The organism is Caulobacter sp. S45, from assembly GCF_009765965.1.
Classification (GTDB): domain Bacteria; phylum Pseudomonadota; class Alphaproteobacteria; order Caulobacterales; family Caulobacteraceae; genus CAHJWH01.
In genome coordinates this window covers 123,326-145,811 of record NZ_LMUL01000001.1, presented here as the reverse complement: position 1 = coordinate 145,811, position 22,486 = coordinate 123,326, and the positions used below count along the sequence as shown (strand labels likewise).

General features: G+C 65.8%; 20 protein-coding genes. 5 read left to right on the top strand and 15 right to left on the bottom strand.

Going from position 1 to position 22,486, the window contains the following annotated elements; translation table 11 throughout:
• Positions 1–87: 87 nt before the first annotated feature.
• Positions 88–1,083, bottom strand: a complete 996-nt coding sequence (glk, locus tag GSQ87_RS00610; RefSeq protein WP_216838869.1) for a glucokinase — start codon at positions 1,081–1,083, stop codon at positions 88–90.
• 241 nt (positions 1,084–1,324) lie between these two features.
• Here glk and GSQ87_RS00605 point away from each other — a divergent pair, with 241 nt between their 5' ends.
• Both GSQ87_RS00605 and GSQ87_RS00600 read left to right on the top strand, forming a co-directional pair.
• Positions 1,325–3,199, top strand: coding sequence for a glycoside hydrolase family 15 protein (locus GSQ87_RS00605; RefSeq protein WP_158912628.1), 1,875 nt, complete (start codon positions 1,325–1,327; stop codon positions 3,197–3,199).
• A 112-nt stretch (positions 3,200–3,311) separates the two neighbouring features.
• Positions 3,312–4,301 (top strand): aldo/keto reductase, encoded by a 990-nt coding sequence (locus tag GSQ87_RS00600; protein ID WP_158912627.1) that lies wholly within the window; start codon positions 3,312–3,314, stop codon positions 4,299–4,301.
• Positions 4,302–4,329: 28 nt separating this feature from the next.
• On the opposite strand, the gene GSQ87_RS00595 is transcribed toward GSQ87_RS00600, so the two are convergent.
• Positions 4,330–5,331: a cupin domain-containing protein gene (locus GSQ87_RS00595; RefSeq protein ID WP_158912626.1), complete on the bottom strand. Its 1,002-nt coding sequence runs from the start codon at positions 5,329–5,331 to the stop codon at positions 4,330–4,332.
• 134 nt (positions 5,332–5,465) lie between these two features.
• On the opposite strand from GSQ87_RS00595, the gene GSQ87_RS00590 reads away from it, so the two are divergent.
• Both GSQ87_RS00590 and GSQ87_RS00585 read left to right on the top strand, forming a co-directional pair.
• Positions 5,466–6,002 carry a carboxymuconolactone decarboxylase family protein gene (locus GSQ87_RS00590; RefSeq protein ID WP_158912625.1) on the top strand — a complete coding sequence of 179 codons (537 nt, stop codon included), beginning with the start codon at positions 5,466–5,468 and terminating at the stop codon, positions 6,000–6,002.
• 119 nt (positions 6,003–6,121) lie between these two features.
• Positions 6,122–6,619 (top strand): YkgB family protein, encoded by a 498-nt coding sequence (locus GSQ87_RS00585; protein ID WP_158912624.1) that lies wholly within the window; start codon positions 6,122–6,124, stop codon positions 6,617–6,619.
• 150 nt (positions 6,620–6,769) lie between these two features.
• Here the strand turns inward: GSQ87_RS00585 and GSQ87_RS00580 are convergent, their stop codons facing one another.
• Positions 6,770–7,522 carry a GntR family transcriptional regulator gene (locus GSQ87_RS00580; protein ID WP_216838867.1) on the bottom strand — a complete coding sequence of 251 codons (753 nt, stop codon included), beginning with the start codon at positions 7,520–7,522 and terminating at the stop codon, positions 6,770–6,772.
• 104 nt (positions 7,523–7,626) lie between these two features.
• Here GSQ87_RS00580 and GSQ87_RS00575 point away from each other — a divergent pair, with 104 nt between their 5' ends.
• Complete coding sequence (locus GSQ87_RS00575; protein WP_216838865.1) at positions 7,627–8,106, top strand: DoxX family protein; 480 nt, start codon at positions 7,627–7,629, stop codon at positions 8,104–8,106.
• On the opposite strand, the gene GSQ87_RS23020 is transcribed toward GSQ87_RS00575, so the two are convergent.
• The 12 genes from GSQ87_RS23020 to GSQ87_RS00515 form a co-directional block, all read right to left on the bottom strand.
• On the bottom strand, positions 8,039–8,263 hold the full coding sequence (locus GSQ87_RS23020) for a DUF1634 domain-containing protein (protein WP_371416625.1): 225 nt from the start codon (positions 8,261–8,263) through the stop codon (positions 8,039–8,041). The genes GSQ87_RS00575 and GSQ87_RS23020 overlap by 68 nt on opposite strands.
• 137 nt (positions 8,264–8,400) lie before the next feature.
• A complete protein-coding gene (locus GSQ87_RS00565; protein WP_216838863.1) occupies positions 8,401–9,252 on the bottom strand; it encodes a sulfite exporter TauE/SafE family protein in 852 nt (283 codons plus the stop codon).
• 280 nt (positions 9,253–9,532) lie between these two features.
• The gene (locus GSQ87_RS00560; RefSeq protein ID WP_216838861.1) at positions 9,533–10,672 is read right to left on the bottom strand and encodes an LLM class flavin-dependent oxidoreductase; all 1,140 of its coding nucleotides are present in this window, start codon (positions 10,670–10,672) and stop codon (positions 9,533–9,535) included.
• Positions 10,669–11,733 (bottom strand): acyl-CoA dehydrogenase family protein, encoded by a 1,065-nt coding sequence (locus tag GSQ87_RS00555; protein WP_158912620.1) that lies wholly within the window; start codon positions 11,731–11,733, stop codon positions 10,669–10,671. The genes GSQ87_RS00560 and GSQ87_RS00555 overlap by 4 nt, the downstream gene beginning before the upstream one ends.
• Complete coding sequence (locus tag GSQ87_RS00550; protein WP_158912619.1) at positions 11,734–12,882, bottom strand: acyl-CoA dehydrogenase family protein; 1,149 nt, start codon at positions 12,880–12,882, stop codon at positions 11,734–11,736.
• A 42-nt stretch (positions 12,883–12,924) separates the two neighbouring features.
• Positions 12,925–13,341, bottom strand: a complete 417-nt coding sequence (locus GSQ87_RS00545) for a Zn-ribbon domain-containing OB-fold protein (RefSeq protein ID WP_158912618.1) — start codon at positions 13,339–13,341, stop codon at positions 12,925–12,927.
• Positions 13,342–13,343: 2 nt separating this feature from the next.
• Positions 13,344–14,507 carry a thiolase family protein gene (locus GSQ87_RS00540; protein WP_158912617.1) on the bottom strand — a complete coding sequence of 388 codons (1,164 nt, stop codon included), beginning with the start codon at positions 14,505–14,507 and terminating at the stop codon, positions 13,344–13,346.
• A 67-nt stretch (positions 14,508–14,574) separates the two neighbouring features.
• Positions 14,575–15,360: a crotonase/enoyl-CoA hydratase family protein gene (locus tag GSQ87_RS00535; protein WP_158912616.1), complete on the bottom strand. Its 786-nt coding sequence runs from the start codon at positions 15,358–15,360 to the stop codon at positions 14,575–14,577.
• A gap of 19 nt (positions 15,361–15,379) precedes the next feature.
• A complete protein-coding gene (locus tag GSQ87_RS00530; RefSeq protein ID WP_158912615.1) occupies positions 15,380–17,461 on the bottom strand; it encodes an acetate--CoA ligase family protein in 2,082 nt (693 codons plus the stop codon).
• 243 nt (positions 17,462–17,704) lie between these two features.
• Positions 17,705–18,778 (bottom strand): zinc-binding dehydrogenase, encoded by a 1,074-nt coding sequence (locus tag GSQ87_RS00525; protein ID WP_158912614.1) that lies wholly within the window; start codon positions 18,776–18,778, stop codon positions 17,705–17,707.
• Positions 18,779–18,863: 85 nt separating this feature from the next.
• Positions 18,864–20,303, bottom strand: coding sequence for an NAD-dependent succinate-semialdehyde dehydrogenase (locus GSQ87_RS00520; RefSeq protein WP_158912613.1), 1,440 nt, complete (start codon positions 20,301–20,303; stop codon positions 18,864–18,866).
• A 276-nt stretch (positions 20,304–20,579) separates the two neighbouring features.
• Complete coding sequence (locus tag GSQ87_RS00515) at positions 20,580–22,241, bottom strand: carbohydrate porin (protein ID WP_158912612.1); 1,662 nt, start codon at positions 22,239–22,241, stop codon at positions 20,580–20,582.
• Positions 22,242–22,486 lie beyond the last annotated feature (245 nt).

Sequence of the window (22,486 nt, the reverse complement as noted above, 5' to 3'; positions counted from 1 at the left end):
GGTCCGTTCCGCCCGTTCGGCCGTCGAGGAGCAAGCCGTCTTTGAATTACCGGCACAGGCGCAACCGGCCAAAAAACCGACCTGCGCCTACCGGCCAGGCTTCTGTTCCAGGCCATAGATGGCGGCGCCGAGCAGGGCTGCGTTGATGGTCACGACCTTCACCGGCACGTTTTGCAACAGACCGCTGAAACGTCCCTTCGACGTGAACGCGCGCATGAAGGCCCCATCGCGCAACTGAGGCAGCAGCCGCGGCGGCATCCCGCCCGCAAGATAGACTCCGCCGGTCGCCAGCACCTTCAGGGCGAGGTTGGCGGCTTCCGCGCCCAGGACGTCGATGAAGACCCTCAACGTCTGGGCCGCAAGGGGATTGGTCGCTGCGTGGCTTACGGCGGCCTCCACGATCACCGGTGTTCGATCAGGGGCGGCCCGCAGTGCGGCGCTGAACTCGGCGCTTTCCGAAGACGGGTCCCGCGAGCGGACGAAATCGTAGACGTCCGGCAAGCCCGACCCGGAGCAGACTCGCTCATAGGCCACCCGACGGAATCGGTCGTTGAGAAAGCTCCAAAGGCCAGCTTGCAACGAATTGGTCGGCGCGAAGTCGGCGTGCCCCCCCTCCGAGGAACACGCGACATAGCCACGCCCGTCCCAGATCAGGAAAGCCTCGCCCAACCCCGTTCCCGGCGCGACCACAGCGATCGGCGCATGCTCAGTCGCTTCGCCTACATTGATCACTTCCGCCTCGTCGGGCTCCAGATGCGGAACGGCGTGGGCTATGGCCTTCAGATCGTTGATCAGATCGACGCGCCGTAGACCGAGATCGGCGGCGAGTGTGGCCTCGTCGATATCCCAGGGAAGATTGGTCAGGTGGGCGCGGCCCCCGACCACCGGGCCCGCCACGGAAAAGCAGGCCGAGCTGGGCTTACCGTCGGCCTTGGCCAGGAACGCTTCTACAGCGGGCTTCAGGCCTTTGAAGTCGGCGCTTGGGTACTCCCGCTCGACCAGGAATTTTCGGGGTCCGTCTTTTGGCGAAACGAGCGCAAGCCGGACCGTGGTGCCACCGATATCGCCTGCAAGCAGCATCATGCCTTCTCAGCCTACATGCGATCGCCTCAGAGGAGATCGCTGCGCAGCTTGATACGTAGACGGGGCTAATCCGGCGCGGTGAGAATGGTTCCGATCAAGGGGGCGCTCACACCCTAAACGCCGGTGGACCGATCCCATTCAGCGGCCGGTCCAGACGTTCCCATGCCGCGCGGGAACGTCGCGCAGCGTCAATCGCTGTAGCAACTTGGCCCTTAGGGGCTGACCAACGGCAGGACCCCCCTTGACCCCAGACCCAGCGGCCCCTCGCGAAGGCGGCGATTGCGCAGTTGAACGCGCGGACGTTGCATCGCCCATCGAGGACTACGCCATCATCGGCAACTGCCTCAGCGCCGCGCTGGTCGGTCGCAACGGGTCCATAGACTGGCTCTGCTGGCCGCACTTCGACAGCGACGCCTGTTTCGCGGCCCTCCTGGGGGACAACCGGCATGGGCGCTGGTTGCTGGCGCCGGCGGACGCCCAGGCGCGTGTGAGCCGGCGCTACCAGGGCGACACCCTGGTGCTGGAGACCCTGTTCGAGACCGACGGGGGCAGCGTCGCCGTCATCGACTTCATGCCGATCGACCCACCGCAGCACGCCGTCATGCGACGGGTCGAAGGGCGCAGCGGCCAGGTCTCGATGCGGACGGAATTGGTGCTGCGCTTCGAATACGGCGCAGTCACCCCCTGGGTCACGCGGCTGGCCAAGGGCGGCGGCGTGCAGGCGGTCGCAGGTCCCAACCGGGTCGTCCTGTGCGCACCGGTCGAGCTTGAGGGCCAGGCCAGGGCGACCGTGGCCGAGTTCGATATCGCCCACGGCGAGGTGCAGGACTTCGTCCTCTCCTGGAATCCGTCGCATCTGCCCGAGCCTGAGGCCCTGGACATCGAAACGGCTCTGCGGAAGACCTGCGCCTATTGGCGGGACTGGTCCGGGCGCTGCAAGTACGCCGGAGGATGGCGCGAACCCGTGCTGCGTTCCATGATGACGCTCAAGGCCCTCTCCTTCACCCCCACCGGCGCGATCATAGCCGCGCCGACCACCTCCCTTCCCGAACACCTGGATGGGTCGCGCAATTGGGACTACCGTTTCTGCTGGCTCCGTGACGCCACCCTGACGCTGCTGGCGCTTATGGTCGGTGGATACATGGACGAAGCGACCGCCTGGGGTCGGTGGCTGCATCGCGCGGTCGCGGGCGCTCCGGAAGAACTGCAGATCATGTACGGGATCGGAGGCGAGCGGCGGCTCTCCGAATGGACATTGGATTGGCTGCCGGGCTACCAGGGCGCCGCTCCGGTGCGCATCGGCAACGCAGCGGCCACCCAGCTCCAGCTCGACACCTACGGCGAGGTCATCAGGGCCTTGTCCATCGCGCGTCGCCTTGGTCAAAGCGACGCCACCCAGGCCTGGGCTCTCCAGTTGGCGCTGGTGGAGCACCTCGAACAGATCTGGGAAGAACCGGATGACGGCATCTGGGAGGTCCGCGGCGACCGGCAGCACTTCACCCACTCGAAAATCATGGCCTGGGTGGCGCTCGACAGCACCGTACGCGACGCCGAAACATTCGGGCTGGATGCGCCCCTGGATCGATGGCGCACCCTGCGCGATCACATGCACGCGGTCATCTGCCAAAAAGGCTTCGATGCGGAGCGCAACACCTTCACCCAAAGTTTTGGATCACCTGCGCTGGACGCCAGCCTGCTCTTGATCCCGATCGTCGGCTTCCTGCCCGCAAACGATCCGCGCATGATCGGCACCGTTCAGGCGATCGAGCGCGACCTGTTGATCGACGGCTTCGTGCTGCGTTACCACACCGAGGATGGACACGACGGCCTGCCGCCCGGCGAAGGCGCCTTCCTGCCCTGCTCCTTCTGGCTCGTCAGCGTGTACGCGCTCCAGGGTCGGACCGAGGAAGCCCGAGCGCTGTTCGATCACCTGCTGTCGGTCAGCAACGATCTCGGCCTGATGGCGGAGGAGTACGATCCGGTCGCGCGGCGCCTGGTGGGGAACTTCCCACAGGCCTACTCACACCTCGCGCTTATCGGGGCGGCCTTCGCCTTGGATGGAATGGACCCGGCGCGCCTTGGGCAGGATGAGTCGACCGAGACGCGTAGTTCCTAGAGAGACCGGTCTCGCTCTCGTAAGGCGGTTTCCTGGGATTTGTTGGAGAGGGCAACCGCTGTGCGACACAGAATGGTCCCAGGTTCTCCGCCGTTGTTTTGAGGAGTTTGTCATGACGTTGACCACACGAAAGCTTGGCCGCCAGGGTCTGGAAGTATCGGCGATCGGCCTGGGCTGCATGGGCATGAGCCAGTCCTACGGGCCGGCTGACGAGGCGGAGTCCGTCGCCACGCTGCATCGATCGATCGAACTCGGCTGCACCTTCCTCGACACCGCCGAGGTCTACGGCCCTTTCGCCAACGAGGAGTTGCTGGGCCGCGCCCTTGCCGGCAAACGCGACCAGGTCGTGATCGCGACGAAGTTCGGCTTCAAGATCACGGACGCCAAGATGGCCGGTACCGACAGCCGGCCCGAGCACATCCGGGAAGCTGTCGAAGGCTCGCTCCGGCGGCTGCAAACCGACCATATCGACCTGCTCTACCAGCACCGCGTCGATCGGGACGTGCCGATGGAAGAGGTGGCGGGCGCCGTCGGGGAGCTGGTGAAACAGGGCAAGGTGCGGTTCTTCGGTCTTTCCGAAGTGGGCGAGGCTAACATCCGCCGCGCTCACGCCACCCATCCGGTCTCAGCGATCCAGAGCGAATATTCCTTGTGGGAACGCAACTTGGAGCAGGACGTGATCCCGGTCCTGCGCGAACTCGGCATCGGTCTGGTGCCGTTCTCGCCCCTGGGGCGGGGCTTCCTCACTGGGGCGGTCAAACGGGCGGAGGACTATCCCGAAAGCGATTTCCGCCGCAACGACCCGCGCTACCAGGGCGAGAACTACGACGCCAATGTGAAGGCGGCGCAGGCGGTGCGCGATATCGCCAACGGCTTGGGCGCCAAGCCCGGCCAGATCGCGCTGGCGTGGCTGTTGCACAAGGGCGACGACGTCGTCCCGATCCCGGGAACCAAGCGCCGCACCTATCTGGAAGAAAACGTGGCCGCCGCCGCCATCGCACTCGACGCCGCACAGATGGAAGCGCTCGACCACGCCTTGGCGCCGGAGAGGGTGTCAGGTCCGCGCTATGGCGAGAAGATGATGACCATGATCGATCGCTAACGGTACGTCCCAGCGCACGCACCGACAATCATGGCTCCGCAGGAGAGGGTGGCTGCACGTCCCCTCCCCGCCGGTGTAGGTTGGAGGCGGCAGCCTGGCGTCGATATTGCGCCGGCGTCACGCCCATGTGCTGCTTGAAGGTGCGCTGGAAGGCGGCCTCGGATTGATAGCCCACAGCCTCCGCCACCGCGCCGGTCGGGGTGGAGGATGAGCCTAGTTCGTTTGCGGCCACGGTCATGCGCACGTCGGTCAGGAGATCGGTGGCCGAGCGTCCCAGGCTCTGCTGGAACTGACGGATGAAGGTCGCCCGCGACATGCTGCAGAGGCTTGAGAGCTCTGGCAGCGTCCAGGGCTTCGCCGGTTCGTTGAAGATCGCCGTCAGCGCAGGTGCAAGTCGCGGATGGCCTGCCAGCGCCAGCAGTCCGCTTGGCGCTTCGACGTCCTCACTGGCCAGGCGCAGCGTGAGCGTGAACATCGCCGTCGAGAGGGCGGCAAGCATGGCTCTGCCGCCCAGGTTCTCCTCCGCCGATTCCGACCGCATCAATCCGACAAGGCTGGCCAGTTGCGCGCGAGCGCCGGGGCGAGCGGTTCCAGCCGAATGTTCGGCTGCGCTCACCACCAGGCGTGCGGGTAGGTAGTCATGGACGAGCCGTTCATGTGCCGGCGAGAAGATGAATCGTCCGCAGAGCATATCGAGTCGTTCGCCGTCGCCGTCGTTCTCGTCGATCGTCAGGATGGGCCCAAAGCGCTGTCGATTAGGCGAAGGTTCCTGCCCGCCGCCATCGTGAAGGATGTGCGCCGGACCGTGCGTCAATAGGAGGATGTCGCCGGCCTTGAGGCGGCGGGATGGGGCGCCCTCGACGCCATCCAGGACCGCCGAGCCCGCCAAAACAATATGATACGGGACCTCCCCGGCATCGGATGGCGGGTTTTCCAAACGCCACGGCGCACCGAAAAAGCAACGATGCTCGGCTCGCCCGCTGACGGGCATCATCACCAGCAGGCGGCTTAGCCAGTCAATCGGCTCCATCTCACCCACATCCCGACATTGAAACTAACGAGCATGTTATTGAGCCATATGAGGATTAGCAATCCCACCATTGCGCCTATCTTGGCCCTTGTCGTCAGGGAAGACGTCGCCCGCAAGCACAAGGGAAAACGCACATGTCTCGCATCATCACCCCGGCTCTCGACAGCGCGACCGGCCAAACCGCCGAAGTCTACGCCAAGATCAAGAAGATGGCTGGGAGCGTGCCGAACACATTCGCCACCATCGGGGCGCACGGGCCAGCAGCCCTGCAAGCCGTCCTGAATGCAGATGGCGTGCTGGCTGGCGGATCGCTCAGCAAGCCGGATCAAGAGACGATCAAGCTCGTCGTCAGTGTCGCTGCCGGCTGCGATTACTGCGTCGCAGCCCATAGCCTGCTCGGGAAGATGGCCGGCCTGCCGCAGGACGTCCTGAAGCAACTGCGGGACGGTCAGCCGACGGGTGACGCCAAACGCGACGCCCTGGTCCATTTCGTCAAGGTGCTCGCAAACACCAGCGGCACCATCAACGAAGCCGAATTCGCAGCAATCAAGCACGCCGGTTACACCGACACCCAACTGGTCGAGATCAGCCTGGCGATCGCGGTGACTGTGTTCACCAACGTCTTCAACCGCATCAACAACACGGTCGTCGATTTCCCGGCTGTGCACTGATCGATTGACCCGAGCGGACGCTGCACCTGCAGCGTCCGATCCTTCCATCCAGGTCGCATCCCTCCAACCCGCGCTCAGTTCGGAGCGAACTCAGCAGTGCTTTCCACAGGGGAAAACCAATGAACGTCATCGTCAACACGCTTGCGAAATCCGGGCTGCTTCGGCGTGACCTGGATTACCACCTGCTCCGGGGAGCCATGGTCATCATCTTCGCCTTCTTCGGCTATCAGAAGTGGTTCGCATATGAAGCTCAGGTGCTGATCCCATACATCAGCCACGGGCCCTTGATCTTCTGGCTATATCCCGCCTTCGGTATCCGCGGCGCCAGCACCTTCCTGGGCGTCAGCGAATGGACCTTCGGAGCGCTTCTGCTTGCCGGGTTCTGGAATAAGAAGCTGGGAGTGCTCGGTGCGCTTGGCTCGGTGGCCACGTTCATCGGCACCGTGACCATCATTCCTTTCACGCCCGATGGGTGGGCTCCGTCCGCTGGCGGTTTTCCGGCCATGGTCGGTAATGTCCCCTTCCTGATGAAGGACGTCGTTCTTCTGGCCGTGTCCGTCTACCTACTCAAGGAAGACGTCCAACGGGTCTTCAGCAAGGCCAATGCTTCGGCCTGATCCAGCAGCCGCCCCGTCCACCGGACAATCGGTCGGGCGATCGATCCGAGGCGCAGGCCTCAGATGATCGATCGCCCGACCTTTTTCATGGGCCCGGCCGAGCTGCCTGCCCCCGCAGAAACCAGCCACAGCGAGAAGGCGCCCGCCGCCTCAGCTTCCAGAACCAACCGCGCCTCTGCGGGCTAGGCGCGTGATGAATCGGATTTTGTCGCCTCGATAGTGAAGCCGCTCATAGTCCACAGGTAGGCCGCCCGTGGTGTAGGAGGTGCGCTCGATCAGGAAGACTGGACTGCCCAGCGACACTCGCAGCGCGGCCGCAATGGTTGAGTCCGCAACGCCGGCTTCAAGCTGGTATTCGGCCTCGACCAGGGGCGTGTCGTACTTGCGCTCCAACAAGGCGAAGATCGGTTCGGTCTCCAAGTCGTCGGCGACCACCTTCTCGCCGAGATGGACGGGCAGGAAGGTCTCGTCATAAGAAAGCGGCGTCCCGTCGGCGAGGCGTATTCGCCGGATGCGGGTGACAGGCGTGCCCTGCGCGATCGCCAGGCGCCGCGCGACGGCGGGGTCGGCCCGCACGATACGCTGATCCAGCAGCTCAGCGGTAGCTTCACGGCCCAGCGCCTCCATGTCCTCGACGAAACCGGTAAGGTTGGTGAGTTCCTGGACGATCTTCGGGGAGGTGACGAACGTCCCGCGACCCCGGCGTATCTCCACCAGCCCACGCTGGATGAGGCTCTGGATCGCGGATCTGACCGTGGTGCGGCTGATCGCGAATTCGTCCGCAAGCTCGTCCTCCGACGGCAGACGGTCCCCAGGCGACAAGGCGCCGAGCTGAATGCGCTCAGCCAGGGCGGATTCGACCCGCGCGTACAGGGGAGATCGGTCAGGCGGCGAATCGATCATATTTTTATCCCAGACATCATGACGTCCGCACCTCTTGTAACCTACTCGGCCACGCGCACGAATTCCCAACGATCATAAGCCTGCCGCGAAGGGACGTGACGATGATGAACGGGTTTTGGGGCGCGCTGGAGGGACGAGCCGTGCGATGGGCGCCGATCCCGCTTCGGCTGATGGTCGGCTACGGCTTCGTGGAACATGGATACGCCAAGCTGGCGCGAGGCCCTGATTCCTTCGCCCAGATACTTCATGCACTCGGCGTGCCTGCCCCCCACTTCATGGCCTGGGCGACGATCCTGGTGGAGCTTCTGGGCGGCCTCGCCGTCCTGGCCGGCGCGCTCATCCCGCTGGCCAGCATACCCATGGCCGCCGTCCTCGCCGTTGCGATCGTCACCGTCCACCTGCCGAACGGGTTCAGTTCGATCAAGCTGCAATCGGTGACGGCCACGGGCGCTCACTTCGGCCAACCTGGCTATGAGACGGATCTGCTTTACCTGGCGGGGCTTGTGTCTCTGGTGCTTAGAGGTGCAGGACCGTTCTCGGTCGACGGATGGCTGGCCCGGCGCCATGCGATGGCGCGCGGCTAGGACGCGAAGCCGGGACCATGGCGACATCCAGCGCCATAATGGCCAGGACCAGGCCCGCGATCCCCATGAAAAGATGATCGCGGGCCATGGCGAAGGCCCAAGACATCAGGGCCACGCATGCGGCTGGCAGCAGGATGAAGACACCCACCCCCGTCATAACCAGCACCGCCCCAAGCGGGCGGCCGGCAGGGACCAGGAGCCCCAGGGCGATCAGCACCACGCCGAGCCGCGTTCCCCAGCGCAGCGTCGCCGATAGGCGCGCGTCCAGGCTGGCGGCTTTTGGATCGCCGGGCGTCATAAATTCAGCCGCGCCAAATCCACGCCAAACCCCGCAAGCAGCATCTGCACCGCCAGTATCGCCAGGGCGCCTATAAACAGCCCCCGCAGCTTGTCAGTGGGAACGATCAACAGGATGCGCGCGCCGAGCGCCGCGCCCGCCACCGATCCCAGGGCGACAGGGCCCGCGATGCCGGGGACAATATTGCCACGGAAGAAATAAGCGCTCGCACTCGCCGCCGCAGTCACGCCGATCATGAAGTTGGACGTTGCGGACGATACCTTCATCGGCAAGCGAAGCACGGCGTCCATGGCCGGGACCTTCAGCACGCCGCTTCCAATGCCCAGGAGCGCCGACAGCAGGCCGGCCGCATACATCATGCCCATGCCGAGGGGGAGCCGCTCAACGTTGTAATGCACGTCCCGTCCGAGCTTCGGATCGGGATAGCTGGCGTCCAACCGCAGCCGAGAAGACTTGGCAGAGGGCGTCGCAGCCGCGACATCGGGCTTTCGGCGACCCATCAGCATCTGCCAAGCCGAGACCGCCAGAACCATCGAGAAGATCAGGAAGAGCGCCCTGGCGGAAACGAGCCCGGCCAGGGCCACTCCGCTGAGGGCGCCCAGCGTGGTGGCGACCTCCAGGACGACCGCAAGCCGCAAGTTCGTGAGGCCGGCCTTCAGGAACGGCCCGGCTCCGCCACAAGAGCAGGCGATCACCGACACGATGCTCGCGCCGATGGCGGCATGAATATCAAGACGACCGAAGATCGTCAGGATCGGCACGATGAAGACGCCGCTGGCCATCCCGAGCATTCCACCCAGCACACTTGCGCCGAAAGAGCCCACAAACAGCCAAAGCTCGAATTCCACACTCATCAACCACACCTGGCCGCGCGGCCCCGGTCAGACATCCCGAACCCTGGACACTATAAGGCGGCGCGATAAGACATCATGACGTCATGATATCTTGGCGTCAAATGCGCGGCGGCGGAGGCCCCCTCCCCACCTGCGCAAGGCTCAAACGTCAGGATTGGCACGTCGCCCGCTTCAGCGGATCCGGCGCCCGGACGATCCAAGTATCCTGCGGGCGCTCATCGCGGCGACGTCACGCTTGGCGGAAACGCCAACAAGCGGTGCATTGCGACGAGGGCTAGCGGGCGCGCAGCGGGGCCATGACCCCCTCGGCGAAGCGCTGCTGATTGGCCGCCGTCATCTCCGACGGCATGGTGCCGAACTGCAGGTTGGCCAGGAAGTGGCCGAAGCCGATATCGTGGTGATAGGCTTCGAGCTTCTCGCGCACGGTGTCGGGGCCGCCGCAGATGATCATGCCGTCGCGCACGGACTCTTCGAAGGTCACGGTATTGGCCGGCCCGCTCTTGCCCATCAGCCGCATCAGCGAATTGACCGAGGTGTAGCCGGGTGGGATCAGCATCGGCAGCGGCATCTTGGCGAACACGTTGCGGAAGGCGTCGTAGTGCGGCCGCGCCTCTTCGAGCGCCTGGGCGTCCGTCTCGCCGACATAGACCGGCACCGCCCAGCCGAGCTGGCTGTCGTCGGCTTCGTAACCGTAGGTTTCGGCCTGCTGGCGATAGGCGTCGAGGAACTTCTTCACCTGCACCGCAGGGCTGAAGGTCTGCAGGTAGGTGTACTTGTGGTCGGGGTGGGAGGCGAACTCGATGGTTTCCTGCGAGCCCTGCGACGGTATCCAGATCGGCGGATGCGGCTTCTGATAGGGCGTCGGCCAGATATTCACATAGTTGACCTGGTGGTGCTTGCCCTCGAAGGCGAAAGGACCCGGCTCGGTCCAGGCCCGGATGATCAGATCATGGGCCTCGTGGAACCGCTCGTGCGACTTGGCCGGGTTGACCCCGAAGGCGTGGTATTCCGCCCCGATCCCGCGCACGAACCCCGTTATCAGCCGGCCACCTGAGATGGTGTCGATCATCGCGTGCTCTTCGGCGAGCGTCAGCGGGTGATCGCGCAGCGGTATCGCGCTGCCTAGGATGGCGATCTTGCAGGTCTTGGTCTCGCGCGCCAGAATCGAGGCGATGACGATCGGCGACGGCATCATGCCGTAGGCGGTCTGGTGATGCTCGTTCACGCAAACGCCGTCGAAGCCCAACCGGTCGGCGCGGACTAGGTCGTCGATGTACTCGTGATACAGACGCGAACCTTGCTCGGGATCGTAGAGGCTGTTGGGCAGCGTCACCCAGGCCGAGTTGTACTTGGCTCGTTCTGCCTGATCGATGGCGGCGTAGGGCATCAGGTGCATGAAATGGAACTTCATCATGCCGCCTGCTCCTTGATGAAGGCCTGCACAGTGTCGTCGAAGACTTGCTGACGACACATATCCGCCCCGCCGTAGGAAGACGCGAGCGATACGGCTCGCCGGAAGTAGAGGGCTAGGTCGTATTCGTTGGTGAACCCGATGGCGCCGTGCATCTGCACGCATTCCTTGACCAGCCCGACGGCCATGGCCGACGCCTTGGCCTTGGCCATGGCGCAGGCCCGTCCCTCGTTCGAGGTCCCGACCGCCAAGGCGGCCTCCCTGACCAGCGCCCTGGCCGCCATGCAGCCCACATGCATCGAGGCGGCGCGATGTTGCAGCGCCTGGAAGGAGCCGATGGGCACGCCGAACTGACGCCGGACCTTCAGGTAGTCCAGCGTCATGTCGAAGGCGCGCTGGGCGACGCCCACCAGGCTCGCCGCCGCGCCGAGCCGCAACAGGTTCCCCGCCGCCTCGAAAGCCCCTTGGATATCTGGGCCTAGGCCGAGTTCCTGACCTGCAACCCCTTCGATCGAGAAGAAGCGCAGCGATCCGTCGTCCACTGTCCTGCGTGCGGGCCAAGCCTGATCCAGTTCCTCGCGCTCGACCGCCAGCAGGCGGAACGCCCCGCCCGTCCGATCTGCACAGACGATACGATCCGCCCACTGGGCTTCGGCCACGACGTGGGTCGGGTCGCCCGCCATCGGAAAGGTTTCGCCCAAGGCTGTCAGGGCGATGGAGCGGCCCTCGACCATGTCGTCCAGCACGGCCCGCGCCGACGACGTCCCGCAAGCGAGCAACAAGGGCGCGACCACCAGGCTGGCCGCGAACGGTTCAGGCGCGAGCAGGTCGGCGACACCGTCGAGGACGGCGACCATGTCGCTGGCGTCCGCGCCCCATCCGCCGTCCACCTCGGAGGCCAGCAGCATGGGCCAACCGGCCAGGCAGACCTCCCCCCATATCTTCCGGTCCACCTCGGGCCAGCTTGCGCGCGCCGCACGCGTCCGCCCGAGCTGGCTTCCGGTGTCGAGCAGCCGCCTGGCGCTGTCGCGCAGGAGGCCGCGTTCCGAGGCGCTGTCAGACATTCATCGCCCCTTGGGAAGTTCGAGCACCCGAGCCGCCAGCAAGCCGCGCTGGATCTCGTTGGTGCCGCCATAGATCGACAGGCGGCGCGACTGCAGGAACAACTCGCTGAAATCGATCACGTCCTCACCGACACGTTCCGGCGACTTCAGCGCGGCGGCCGGCCCGCACAGGCCCTGCTCGACGTCGAGCACGAACTGGGTGGTCTCGGAGGCCAGGATCTTCAGGTAGGAGGCGTCGCACTGAACGCCCGCCGCCAGATCCTCTAGCGCCTGGAGGAAGGCGGCGGTCAGGGCCGCGACCTCGATCTCGGCCTGGGCCACCTTGTCCCGACCGCTGGCATCTAGCCGCTCGCCCAGCAGCCGCACGATCCGCCGCACGCGCTGCAGGGCGCGCAGGGCGTTGGAGGGCGAGCCGATCTGGACCCGTTCGTTGGTCAGCAGGGCGGTGACAATGTCCCAACCCTTGTCGACCTCGCCGACGACGTTCTCGAGCGGGACCCGCACTTCGTCGAAGAAGACCTCGCAGAGCTCATAATCGTCGGCCAGCGTCAGGATCGGCCGGCGGGTGATCCCCGGCGTCTTCAGGTCGATCAGCACGAAGGTGATGTTCTGACGCTTGGGCGCATCCTCGTTAGAGCGCACCAGGGCGTACATCCAGTCGGCGTTGTGGGCCCAGGTGTTCCAGGTCTTCTGGCCGGTGATGACGATCTCGTCGCCCTCGACCCGGCCGCGCGTGCTCAGCGACGCGAGGTCCGACCCGCTGCCGGGCTCGGAATAGCCCTGGCACCAGAGGATGTCCCCGGCCAGGATCGGCGGCAGGTGGCGCGCCTGCTGCTCCTTGGTGCCGAAGCGGCGCAGGATCGGCCCGATCTGGTGCACGCCCTGGGTGGGCAGGTCCGGCGCGCCGATGCGAGCAGCCTCCTCGATCAGGATGATCTGCTGGACCGGCGTCGCCTCCATGCCGCCATCGGCGCGCTTCCATTCGGGCGCCAGCCAGCCGCGCTGGGACACCCGCTTGTACCAGGGCATGATCAGTTCGCGCGCCGGCCGGAAGGTCAGGTCGCGCAGGGACGGCGGCAGTTCCGCCTCGAACCAGGCGCGCACCTCCGCCCGGAAGGCGGACTGCTCGGGTGTCTCAGGACGCAGCATGGGATCGCCGCCTGCCCGGTTGCGGGGATCGCGCGGCCATCGTCAGCCCACCACCTTGAACGCGGGATAGGGCATGTCGTCGTCCAGCATGTCCCAGGCCAGCACCACCGCCGCATCGATCCGTATGCTGTCGGCGGGACTGTCGATGATGTTGGCGATGATCCGCACGCCCTCTTCCAGCTCGATGGTCGCGATATCCAGCGGAAGCCGCGCCGCCGCATCCGGCCGCCCGACCCGCAGGATGCTGCAGGCGTAGATGACGCCGCGCCCGCAGACCTCGCGCCATTCCAGATTGCGGCTCCCGGAATGGATGCTCACCGGACGCGGATGATGCTGGAACTGGCCGGTGTCGGTGCAGAACTGCAGCAGCAGCTTGCGTTCGCGCGCACCGGTCCAGAACGGCTGGGTGTGGACATAGACATCCGGGCGCGGGACGGGACGCGGAGCGGGCGACGTCATGGTCAGGCCTCCAGGATCATGGCGGCGCTGGTCGACCAGTTGCGCCCGTACGGAATGGTGCCGATGCCGGTGACCAGGGCGGTCTTGGGATCGGCGATCTGGCGGCCCTCCCCTTCCCCGAACAGTTGGCGCACGCCCTCTGCCAGGTTCAGCCCGCCGCCGGCCAAGCCCGGCTGACCGGCGGAGATCTGGCCTCCGCCGGTGTTGAGCGGCAGCACGCCCCGGTGGGACAGGTCGGTCGCCAGCACATAGGCCGAACCCTGGCCCCGCTCGCAGAAGCCAAACGCCTCCATCTGCATCATCACCGCGATGGTGAAGTCGTCGTAGGGTTGGAACATGTCGATGGCGTCGGGCTTGAGCCCGGCCTTGGCCAGCACCTGCGGGCCAATCCGCCAGAACCCGCTCTCGGTGATGTCAGGGCAGGACTGGTCGCCGGCATAGTTGGTGATCTCGGCGTAGGCGGTGGGCAGCACCATCTTGCTCAGGCCACGCGCCCGGGCCTCGGACTCGGCCATGACCAGGAAGGCGTTGGCCCCGTCGCAGAACATCACGCAGTCCAGCACCCGCAAGGGATCGGCGATCATGCGCGACTTAAGATAATCTTCCATCGTCAGCGGCTTGCGCAGCTTCTCCAGCGCATTGGCGTTCAGACAGGCGTGCTCGCGCTGGGTCACCGCGATCTTGCCGAGCGCTGTAGGGTCGAGCCCGTACTGGTGATCGTAGCGGCTCATCAGCAGGCCGAAGGCCGCCGCCGGGGTCTGCACGCCCTGGGGTTCGGAGAACTCCGCCCGGTAGGCGCCGAAGTGTCCCGGCCCGCTCAGGCTGACCGCGTCGGCCGAGACGACCAAGGCGATCTTGCAGGCCCCGTCGCGGATCGCCGACTGGGCGCGCGCCACCCCGCCCACGGCCGAACAGCCGCCCAGCCCGCTGGCGTTCAGCCAGGTCGGGGTCAGGCCGAGCGCGTCAGCCATGTAGGCGGCCAGGAAGACGTTGCCGCTCTCGCTCAGCGGCAGGGTGGCGGACAGGCCGTCGATGTCGCGCGGGCTAAGTCCTGTCTTGGCCAGCAGGTCGGCGAAGACCTCGCCGGCGAGGTCGAAGGCGCTTCGCCCGGTCTTCAGCGCGATCGGAGTCTCGGCATAGCCCGCGATGACGATGTTCTGTTGCAACGGTGGTCGTTCCTCCCAAATGCGGCCGGTGGTTCGTTTACGTTCGACCTCTATCCGGCGGCCGCGTCTATTCCGGTTGTTTGAGCGGCTCGGCCTTCTTGTCGAGGAAACTCGTTAGCCGCTCCAGAGACGAGGGCGGCTTCTTGGCGGCCGAGTTCAGGTGCTCCATGAACAGTCCGTCGTCATGGGACATGTCGTTCATCCGGGGCAGGACGTTGGTGATCATCCAGTTGGTGTTCTGCGAATTCTTGGCGATCTTCTGCGCCAGCTCGACCGCCTTGGCCACCGCCTCGCCAGGCGGGACGACATACTGGGCCAGCCGGATCTCCACCGCCTCGCGCGCGGAATAGAGCCGGCCGGTCAGCATCATGTCGGCCATGGTCGGATAGCCGATGATCCGCTGGACCCGCACCGAACCGCCGCCGCCGACGAAGATGCCGCGCTGGCCCTCAGGCAGGCCGAAGAAGGCGGTCTCGTCGGCCACCCGGATATGGGCCGCCGCCGCCAGTTCCAAGCCGCCGCCGACCACGGCGCCATGCACCGCCGCCACCACCGGGATGTAGCCGCGGGCGATGCGGTCGAAGGTCTCGTGCCACAGCTGGCGCGGCCGGCGGCGCGGGAACGGCGCGTCGGGATCGAGCCGCGCAGCCAGTTCCGCCAGGTCCAACCCGGCGGAGAACACCTTGCCGTGTCCGAACAGGACCGCCGCCGCCGCTTCATCGCCGGCCTTGTCGATCGCCTCGCCGAGCGCGGTGACGGTCGCCTCGTTCAGCGCATTGCGCTTGTCGGGCCGGTTCAGCCCGATCAGGGCCACGTCGCCCTTTAGCTCGTAGGTCACAAGATCGGTGGACACCTGCGTCTTCCTTTCGCCGCTAGGCGGTGACGATGAGCGCGTCGAGCGCGGTCGCGCCTTGGCCGCGCGGGTGGACCATCAGGGGATTGACGTCGATCTCCGAGATGGCGGGCTGCTGCAGCATCAGTTGGCCGATCCGGTGGGCGATCTCGGCCGCCGCGTCCAGGTCCGCCGGCGGGGCGTTGCGGAAGCCCTGCAGCAGCTTCGCCGCCTTCAAGCCGCCGAAGGCCTCGACGATTTCCGCCTTGGAGGCGTCGGCCGGCAACAGGCAGACGTCGTGGAAAAGCTCTACGAAGACGCCGCCAAGCCCGATCAGCAGCACCGGGCCCCACTCCGGATCGCGCTTGGCGCCGATCACCAGCTCCACGCCCTTACCGACCATGGCCTCGACCAGCACCCCGTCGAGCACCAGGCCCGGCTGGGCGCGCTGGACATTGGCCAGCACGGTCTCCCATGCCGCCCGCACCGCCTGGGCGTCGCGAAGATTGAGAATGACGCCGCCGGCCTCGGTCTTGTGGGCGAGCGCGCCGGCCTGGGCCTTCAGGACGACCGGATAGCCGATTCTGTCGGCGAGCTTGATCGCCTCGTCCACGGACTGGACCAAACCGCCCTTGGGCGTCGAGATCCCCGCCGCCGCCAGATAGGCCTTGCCCCGCCATTCCGGCAGGGCGCCGTCCGGCAGGTCGGGAAGGTCCAGGAACGGCTCATCCGAAGTATCCGAAAGCCGCTCGGTGTCGGCGCGCGCGATCATGTGGCCCATGGCCCGCAACATGCGGTCCGACGAGCGCATCAGCACGATCCCGTTGTCGCGCGCCGTCTGCAGGATGGGCTCGGCCAGGGGCGAGGTGTCGCCCAGGAAGGTCAGGGCCAGCGGCTTGTCCCTGCCCCGCCCCGCCTCGACCACCTGTTCGAGCCACGCCATCGACTTCGCCGGCGCACCGGCCGCGATCGAGATGGCGACGCCGCCCATCGCGGGGTCGTTGAGCAGGGCCTTGACGCCGACGCCCAACAGCTCTGGCTGCCAGATCGGCTGGGTGCCGAGATCGAGGGGGTTGTGCGGCTCGATATTGGGCGGCATCTGCGGCTTGAGCGCCTCGGCCGTCGCGTCCGAAAGCGGCGGGAGGGCGACGCCGATATCCTCACAGAAATCGTGGGCGATCGCGCAATAGGCGCCCGAGAAGGTCACGACCCCCAGGCCACCGGCGCTGGGTTTCGGATACCGGGCCAGCAGCTCGCAGGTGTCGAGCAGTTCGTCCATGGTCTCGACCAGCACCACCCCCTCGCGCTCGACATAGGCGCGCATCACCGCGTAGTCGCCGGCCATGGCCCCGGTGTGGGACTGGGTGGCGGCCTGGGCCTGCGCGCTGCGGCCGGGCTGCAGCATGAGGATCGGCTTGCCCATCTGGCGCGCGCGCCGCGCCGCCGCCAGGAAGGCCTGGGGCTGGCGGATGGTCTCGGCATAGACCAGCACCACCTGGGTGGCCGCGTCGTCGAGCAGGTGGTCGACGAAATCGGCGATGCACAGGTCCATCTCGTTGCCGGTCGAGATGTTGTAGGAGACCGGCACGCCGCGTGCGATCAGCCCCAAGCGTAGGTGCCCGGCCAGGCCGCCGCTCTGGGCGACGATGGCCACCGCGTCGCGGCGATCCGGCGCGACGCGGGGGATCTTGGCCACATTGGTAAAGCCGACCGTGAAGCCGTCGATATAGTTCGAATAGCCGATGCAGTTGGGGCCCACGACCGCCGGCCCGCTTTCCCGCACCTGCTCACCGATGCGAGCCTGCTCGGCGCGCGCCTCTTCACCGAGTTCCGCGAAGCCCGACGCGAACACCACCGCCGCCCCGACCTTCTTGGCCGCACACGCGCTGAGCGCCTCGGCGACACCGTTCGCCGGCAAGGCCAGCACCGCCGTGTCGATCCCTTCCGGCAGGGCGGCGATGTCGGTGACGATCGGCAGGCCCTCGATCTCACCAGCCGTGCGACCGACGAGATGGATCGGCCCGGCGAATTCGTTGGCCAGGAAGTTGCGCAGCACCATGTGCCCGGCCGTGCCCTCGCGAGCCGACATGCCGATGATCGCCAGGGAGCGCGGCGACAACATCCGCGCGATCCTATCGCGACGCACATCCTTCGCGCTCGAGAGCGATGTCGCGTCCATCATCATCTTGCCCAAGTTGCGCTTCCCATCCCCAACCCGCGAACCAAGGCCGTCGGCCCCGTTCAGCATTATATAATTATCTTTTACGATAAAATACAGGCCGGCGTTTGCAGGTGTCAACGCCGAAACTAGCCCCGATCGACTTTGGAGGGATCGAGTTTTACCAGTAATGGGAATTCTGAACGCCTAGGGTCCGGGAACGGCGATGACGGCCCGGCCGACGTATCCGCCGCGACGCAGCGTATCCATGGCCTGGTTCACCTCGGAGAACGCCACGGGGGTCAGCGGCAGGTCCAGGCCGCCTTCCCGCTCCAGGATGACCATGACCTCGCGGAATTCCTTCAGCGTACCCGTATAGGACCCCCGCACTGTCAGGCTGCGCAGGGCGAGCCGGGTCAGCGGCAGTCCCACCTCGCCGCCCTTCAGGCCGACGACGACGATCACGCCGTTGCGCGCGATGACCGCGAGGGCGGTTTCGACGGTCTGCTTGCCGCCGACGAAGTCGATGACGCCTGCGGCGGCGCCGGTGCGGGCGAGTACCCCGGCCGATCCGTCGGCGGCATTCATCGTCTCGGTCGCGCCGCAAGCCTTGGCCGCCTCCAGCGCCGCATCCGACGTGTCGACCGCCAGGACCCGGGCGGCGGTGACGTGACGGGCCAGGGCGATGGCGGCCAGGCCTACGCCGCCCGCGCCGATGATGACGATCCAGTCCCTCGACGTCAGCGGCGGAAGTTTGCGCAAGGCGCCATAAGCGGTGAGGATCGAGCAACCGGCGACCGCGACCAGTTCAGGCAACAAAGTCCCACTCGGAACGATGTAGCGCGGGTCGGGGACCAGGACATAGTTGCTGAACCCGCCCTGCCGGCGCAGGCCGAGCGCCGCCGGGGTCGGGCAGTCCTCCAGACGCCCCGCCTTGCAGGTCTCGCAGACCCCGCATCCCATCCAGGGAAATACCGCGCAGGGGTCGCCCACCGCCACGCTCCCCTGCGCATCAGGACCTGCCGCCGCCACATGCCCCATGATCTCGTGTCCGAGCGTCAGCGGGGTCCGCACGCCGATGGCGCTGAAGGAGACCTTGTCGGTATTGTTGGCCATGACGTAGCCGTCCTGCACATGCAGGTCGCTATGGCAGATGCCGCAGTGGGCGATGCGGACCAGCACCTCGCGGCCGACCGGGACCGGCGGGTCTTCGGTGTGCAGGACCAGGGGCTGGCCGAACTCCGGCAGCCGCCAGCTCTGCATCATCGGGTGATCGGACATGAATCGTCTCCAGATCGGTCGACCTGCGCCGGCAGACTGAGCCGGCGCTCGTCTCGTCGCCGGCGCAGTCGACCGTTTGGCGATCTCAGTGCGGGTGCGCTGAGGCCTGGGCGACGAACTTCGTGGTCGTGAAGGCGCTGAGCCCCTCGACGCCACCTTCAGAGCCGTGCCCGCTATCCTTGACACCGCCGAACGGCGTGTCGGCGGCGGCGATGTGGAAGGTGTTCAGGCCGACCATACCGCTCTCGATCCCGTCGGCGAGGCGGACCTGGCGATCGGCGTCGGCGGTGAAGGCGTAGGCCGCCAGCCCATAAGGCAGGCTGTTGGCGCGCTGCAGCGCCTCCTCCTCGCTGCGGAACGACTGCACCACCGCCAGCGGGCCGAACGGCTCCAGCGACATGGCCTGGGCCGCGTCGGGCATGTCGGACAGCACGGTCGGCTGGAAGAAGAAGCCGGCGTTGCCCACGCGTCCGCCGCCCGCCTCGACCTTGGCGCCGTGGACCTTGGCGTCGTTGACCATGCCCTCAATGGCGGCGACGCGGCGCGGATTGGCCAGCGCGCCCATGCCCACGCCCGGCTCGATCCCCGGCCCGACATTGATCTTGCGAGCAGCCTCGGCGAACTCGGTCACGAAGCGATCGTGCACGCCTTCCTGGACGTAGAAGCGGGTTGGCGAGATGCAGACCTGGCCGGCGTTGCGGAACTTGGTCGCGGCAGACATCTTGGCGGCGCGGACGGGATCGACGTCGTCGAAGATCAGCACCGGCGCGTGTCCGCCCAGTTCAAGCGTCACCGGCTTGACCTGGTCCCCGCACAGCCGGCCGATGATGCGCCCGACCGGCACGCTGCCGGTGAAGCTCACCTTGCGGATCACCGGCGAGGCGATCAGGTATTCGGAGACCTCCGCCGGCACGCCGAACACGAAGGCCAGCACCCCCGGCGGCACGCCCGCGTCATGCATCACCTGGGCCAGGGCGATCGCGGTTCCGGGCGTCTCTTCCGACGCCTTGATTATGCAGGTGCAGCCGGCGGCCAGCGCCGAGGACACCTTGCGGCCCGGCATCATCAGCGGGAAGTTCCAGGGCGTGAAGGCCGCGACCGGGCCGATCGGCTCGTTCAGCACCATGTGGCGCAGCGCGCCGTTGCGAGCCGGGATGATGCGGCCGTACAGGCGCGTCGCCTCCTCGCCGTTCCACGCCACGATATCGGCGGTGAGCCCGACCTCCAGGCGCGCCTCCTGCAGCGGCTTGCCCTGCTCGATGGTCATGATCCTGGCGATCTGGTCGGCGCGTTCGCGAAGCAAAGCGGCGGCCTTCGCCAGGATCGCGCCTCGGGCCGAGGCCGGCGTCGCCCGCCAGGCCGGCATGGCCCGTTCGGCCGCCCCGAGCGCCAGGTCCAGGTCGCTGCGGGAGGCGTGCACCAGGTCGGCGAAGGGCTGGCCGGTCGCGGGATCGACCACCGGCTCGGTCACGCGGCCCGCCGCGCCGTGCCACGCGCCGTCGATATAGATCCGTAGCTCTTCCATGGGATATCCTCCGCAACCCTTATAGACCCGCGCCGAACGCCAGCCGCCAAGCTTGACTTCAGACCAGGAGATGTTTGCGGCCACATGAGCCGCCAATTAGGAAATGGCGCAACAGTTATTTGTCATGCGCCAATATAGGCGAGCCCTCCGGCGAATAGGGGGAAACATCCCCGCCCCACCACACTTTGCGTCGCTCCCCGTCCATCGCCGACAACCGCTTGGGTGAAGGGGCGTTCGCGGGCTTAACGCCCACGAACGCAATCCCCCACACTCAGATCAGCCGCCCGGTTGAGGCAGCCCGAACAGCTGATCGAAGCGGGTCGAGAATCTGACTCCGACCGTGGTCGCATGGGTGTCGCGTGGATCGGGAATCGAAAGCACCAGCTGGTCGGGGTGATCATAGTATTGAACATACGGATAGAGCACCACGCCGGGAGCCAAGGCCAGGCCGTAATTGATCTCGAACACCGACTGGTCCTGCATCGTGTAGGGGATGCCATGGATGGCCGCGATAGTGTCTCGGTCTTCCTTCAGACGCTGATCGTATACCTGCCTTGTGTACATGAAATTGATCGAGTCGGCCGTGCGGGATTTCCAAGGCCCCGTGATGATGAAGCCAGCTTCGTAATCCTGCTGATCATCTTCCATGTCGTCGATATCCCAGTCGCCTGAGAAGAACAACGCCACGCCCCGTACGCTATTACGATCGCTGCTGAAGCGGAACACAGTCTGTTGCATGGCCGCGAACATCCCGGCCGCTCGATTATCCAGTCGAGGTGCGCCCGGAAACAGGGGCGCCGGCAGGTTCCTCGAGTTGTAGTATTTGTCGGGATAGGTCGCGCTGTCGAAGAACCCTCCAATATGGAAGTTGGTCGGATAAGCCGAACTCGCGGGCGTCGTGATGTAACCCACCTGAGCCGGGAAGTAGGCTCCGTTCGCCTCGTTCAAACCCCAATCCCGTCCTGGAAAGCCGAGGTGGGTCACGCTGGTGGTCTCCAGCGGTTGGTTCTCGAATACGCCGATCTTCGCGTACCAGAATGGGGCCGGATGATAGGTTATGAAACCGCCCCAGGACCCGACCTCATAAGGCGCCTTGCTGGCGTTGAACGCAAACCCATTCGGCGGCCCGCAAGAATTGGTGAAGAAGATGCAGTAGAATTGCGTGACGTGGAAGCCGGGTGAAAGATAAGGCGTCCCGGTCGTGGAACCCATCCGACCGACCGTGATCTGCAAGGCATGATCGAAGAAGCTTTGGGTGTAGTCGAAGACCAGCAACCTGACCTCATCGCCGAAGCTGTAGGGCACCGCGGCCTGGGTCCCGACCCCGTCGCCGCCACCGGTCGGATTGCCCATCTGTGCGGTGATGGTGAAATCGACAAGGCCGCCCTTGAGGCCGAAAGCTTTTTCGGTGTCGAGATCTGCACCGAAAAAGCCGAGGCCGAGGTAATTGCTTACGTCCTTATGACCGCCGTCGACAACGCTCACATCGGATTGCTGATAGCTCCCATGCAGATATATCCCCCGACTGGCCAGGCTCTTTCCGAAACCTTGCCCATATGTCGCCAGGTTGAAGAAGTAGCCAGGGTCTTCGCCAGGGACCGAGAAGAGCTGGCTCGCGGGAATAGGTCGCGCGCCTGTGACGGGCGGGTAGCTGTTGTCCGTCGCCCCGACCCGCTGGCTCGGGGTTGTGGCCGACGGAGCGATCGACAAGGGCTTGCTCCCTCCTTGCACGACCACTGGCGGCATGGAGGTCGACGGCATGGCGGCGGGCGCCTGCGTTTCGTTGGGTGGCGTCGATGACTGCGCCGGCTGCTCTGGGGCGGCGGACTGCGCTTTCGACACGGCGGGAGCCAGAATCAAAGGCGCGATCGCAACCGTCGCAAAGACGAGACGGCGCAGCGGTCGCAATGCGGCGGCGCCTGAAAATCCAATATCCATTCCCGTTTCCCCCTATACGCTTGCGGCGCTTTTTCTCGTTACTGTAGATCGTTCATTTCGACGATCTTATGAACTTCGCTTATCACTCAACAGGCCAACCATAACTGGTCGACGCTCAGCTCGATCTAAAGGTCAGACACGATTGATCTATGGTCGGCATGGAGGATTAATTCGCACATCCATTTGACGTGGTTGTATAATTACGAACGCCGTTTGGAAATGTGAGTAATCACTTGTCCCCCATT